The 3,278-nt window shown below is 71.7% G+C and carries 4 protein-coding genes and 1 pseudogene; 2 read left to right on the forward strand and 3 right to left on the reverse strand.

Going from position 1 to position 3,278, the window contains the following annotated elements; translation table 11 throughout:
* Both RIF89_RS12785 and nadE read left to right on the forward strand, forming a co-directional pair.
* Positions 1–549, forward strand: a 549-nt coding sequence (locus tag RIF89_RS12785) for an asparagine synthase-related protein (RefSeq protein WP_309069480.1), incomplete at its 5' end; no start/stop codon positions are given.
* Positions 533–1,516 (forward strand): NAD(+) synthase, encoded by a 984-nt coding sequence (gene nadE / locus RIF89_RS12790; RefSeq protein WP_309069481.1) that lies wholly within the window; start codon positions 533–535, stop codon positions 1,514–1,516. The genes RIF89_RS12785 and nadE, both read left to right, overlap by 17 nt.
* Here the strand turns inward: nadE and RIF89_RS12795 are convergent.
* From RIF89_RS12795 to RIF89_RS12805, 3 genes and pseudogenes are all read right to left on the reverse strand, one after another.
* Positions 1,482–1,928: a 4'-phosphopantetheinyl transferase superfamily protein gene (locus tag RIF89_RS12795; protein ID WP_309069482.1), complete on the reverse strand. Its 447-nt coding sequence runs from the start codon at positions 1,926–1,928 to the stop codon at positions 1,482–1,484. The genes nadE and RIF89_RS12795 overlap by 35 nt on opposite strands.
* Entirely contained in the window at positions 1,925–2,665 is a 741-nt protein-coding gene (locus RIF89_RS12800; protein WP_309069483.1) for a hypothetical protein, read from the reverse strand. The genes RIF89_RS12795 and RIF89_RS12800 overlap by 4 nt, the downstream gene beginning before the upstream one ends.
* 117 nt (positions 2,666–2,782) lie before the next feature.
* Positions 2,783–3,278: pseudogene (locus tag RIF89_RS12805) on the reverse strand (AMP-binding protein); the annotation flags it as partial.

Here is a 3,278-nt window from a genome sequence, read left to right on the forward strand (position 1 = left end):
CCCGGATACCTGCTGTCGTCGCAGGGCGACCGCATGCTCATGGCGCACGGTGTGGAGGGCCGGTTCCCGTTCCTGGACCCGGACGTCGCGCGGCTGACCGCCGAGATCCCCGCGCGGCACAAGCTGCTCGGTCTCGACGAGAAGCACCTGCTCAAGCGGGCGTTCGCCGACCTGATCCCCGAGCAGATCCTGCGCCGCCCGAAGCAGCCCTACCGTGCGCCGGATGCGAGCGCGTTCTTCGCGGGCAGCGAGCCCGACTGGATGGACGACGTCCTCTCGGATGGCGCCGTGCGCGAGGCGGGTGTCTTCCAGGCGACGGCCGTGCAGCGGCTGCTGGCGAAGTTCCGCCGCGATCCCGGCCGCGCGATCGGCAACACCGACAGCATGCGCCTGATGGCCGTGCTCACGACTCAGTTGCTGCACCGCCAGCTCCTCGCGCCCGACCGGCGCCCCGAGACCCTGCTACGGCACAGCCTCACGACCCTCGTCGACCACGCGCAGGACGACCGCGCACACCCAGAAGGAGCAGCACATGTCATTCGGACCTGACGACCTCGCGATCGACGCGGAAGCCGAGGTCGAGCGCATCGCGCGCACGATCCGCACCGCCCTGGCGACCTATCGACGCAAGGGCGTCGTCGTCGCGGTGTCGGGCGGCATCGACTCGAGCGTCGTGGCGGCGCTGTGCGTGCAGGCACTCGGCCGCGAACGGGTCTTCGCCCTTCACCTGCCCGAGCGCGAGTCGTCGGACGACACGCTCGGCTACAGCAGGCTGCTGACCGACGCGCTCGGCGTCGAGTCGGCCGTGGAGGACATCTCGCCCCTGCTCGAGGCAGCCGGCTGCTACCGCCGTCGCGACGACGCGATCCGGCTGGTCGTGCCCGACTACGGTCCGGGCCACCGTTCGAAGATCGTGCTGCCGAGTGTCGTCGACTCGGACGAGTACCGCCTCTATTCGGTCGTCGTCGAGGCTCCCGACGGCACGCGGAGCACGCACCGCCTGACCCAGGAGGCGTACCTGGGCATCGTCGCCGCCACCAACTTCAAGCAGCGCACGCGCAAGATGCTCGAGTACTACCACGCCGACCGGCTGAACTACCTCACGACCGGCACGCCGAACCGCCTCGAGTACGACCAGGGCTTCTTCGTGAAGCTCGGCGATGGCGCCGCGGACATCAAGCCGATCGCGCACCTGTACAAGTCGCAGGTGTACGCACTCGCGGCACACCTGGGCGTGCCGCGCGAGATCCGGCAGCGCCCGTCGACGACCGACACCTACTCGATGCCTCAGTCGCAGGAGGAGTTCTACTTCTCGCTCCCCTACGACCGCATGGACCTGTGCCTGTACGGGCTGGACAACGACGTGCCGGCCGCGCAGATCGGCGCGGCGACCGGGCTCTCGGCCGAGCAGCTCGACCGCGTCTTCCGCGACATCCAGCAGAAGCGGCGCACGACCGCCTACCTGCACGAGCCTCCCGTGCTCACGGAGCAGGTGCCGGCGATCGGCGCGCACTGAGGCGCGCGACGACCGCGAAGGCGATGGCGACGTGGCCGCGTGAGTGCGCGGCCACGTCCACGTGGCCGGCTCCCGCCCGCTCCGCCGCCGCGGCGACGGGCCCGCTCAGCGTGACGGTGAGCACTCCTGAGCGGTCGCGCCGGATGTCGATCCACGGCCACGGCACGTGACCGGCCCAGTCAGGCAACGCGAGGGCCTTCCACACGGCCTCCTTGGCGGCGAAGCACTCGGCGAGCGCACGCACGGGCAGGCCGGCACCGGGCGCCTGCGCCTGATCGCCCTCCCGGCCCCCACCGCCGCACGTGCCGGGGTCCCCGAGCCAACGGAGCGCGACCGCCTCGCCGCCCCGCTCCAGCAGGCGCTGGATGCGCCGGGCGTCGGCGACGTCGACGCCCACGCCGTGGATCGTCATCGCACGTTGGCCGCGACGACCTCGATCAGCGCGCCGGCCGCGGCGCGCGCGCCGATCTCGTTGAGGTGCCCGTTGTCGGCCGCGTACGCCCGGTTCAGCACCTGGTACGTCTGCGCTTCCAGCGTGCGCGTCGTGGGCGTTCCGTCGACGGTCGTCTCGACCGCCGCGATGTCGAACAGTCGCCCGGTGCCGGCGTACCGGTCGCGCACCAGCTGGTTGTAGCGGGCGCGCACGGCGTTGTCGAGCGGGCCGGCACGGTCGGGCCGTCCCAGCAGCGCCTTGATGCTCGCGCGCAGGCCGCGGTCGGTCGTGAGCGGCACGGTCGTGTACAGGAAGGTGACGTCGGGATGTGCGCGCTCGAGGTCGGCCATCGCCCGCGCATAGGCGTCGAAGACGGCTTCCTCGTCCGATCCCGCCGTGATGTCGTCATAGCAGAACTTCAGCAGCGCCACGTCGACGGATGCGCCCAGCGGGCCGTCCATCAGCGCGGTGAAGTCCGCGATCTTGCCGAGCGGGTCGCCGTTCACGCCGATGTGCACGTGAGCGATCTGGGCGTCGTCCGCGAGCGTCTCCCGCGTCTCGACGATCGTCGGCGCCGCCGCGCCCGCCGACGCGTAGACGTCCTTCATGCCCTGGAGGATGTTGAATCCGACGGACTGGTGGGCGAAGAGGATCCGGGCGCCGGAGACCGCGCTGAGAGCGGCGTCCCCCGGCGCGGTGATCTCGGGCTGCGACATCGAAGGCATCCTTCCGTCCCACACGACCGCGAGGCCCGCGATCACCGCCAGCACCAGCGCTCCCACGCCCGCGATCCGCCGCGAGCGTCGTGCCGTGCTCCGTGCCGCGCGCATGGCTCAGGATGCCTTCGCGCTCACGGCGGGCGCGGCGAGGCGCAGGCACAGCGCGCGCACCTCGCTCTTGACGACCTTGCCGTTCGCGTTGAGCGGCAGCGCGTCGACCAGATGCACGGCGTCGGGCACCATGTGCTTCGCCAGCCGGCGTCGGCAGTGTGCGATCACATCCTGCGCGACGAGGGCCGAGCCGGGTCGCACGACGGCGAGGATCTCGATCCGCTCGCCCGCCAGCGGGCACGGCAGCCCGACGGCGGCGACCGCGAGCAGCTCCGGCAGCTCCATGGCCGCGGCCTCGACGTCCTGGCTCGCGACCCGGTGTCCCCACGTCTTGATGAAGTCCTCCGCGCGGTCCACGACGTAGATGAAGCCGTCCGCATCGACCGTCGCGAGGTCGCCCGTGCGCAGCTCGCCGCCCGGCATCTTGCGCTCGGTCGCGGCGCGATCGCCCAGATAGCCGGGCGAGATGCTGGCGCCGCGCGCGCGGATCTCGCCGATC

This window comes from Microbacterium sp. (assembly GCF_031178525.1).
Classification (GTDB): Bacteria; Actinomycetota; Actinomycetes; order Actinomycetales; family Microbacteriaceae; genus Microbacterium.

Coding starts and splice junctions, on each gene's coding strand:
- nadE (WP_309069481.1), top strand. CDS start 533: ATGTCATTCGGACCTGACGACCTCGCGATCGACGCGGAAGCCGAGGTC.
- RIF89_RS12795 (WP_309069482.1), bottom strand. CDS start 1,928: ATGACGATCCACGGCGTGGGCGTCGACGTCGCCGACGCCCGGCGCATC.
- RIF89_RS12800 (WP_309069483.1), bottom strand. CDS start 2,665: ATGTCGCAGCCCGAGATCACCGCGCCGGGGGACGCCGCTCTCAGCGCG.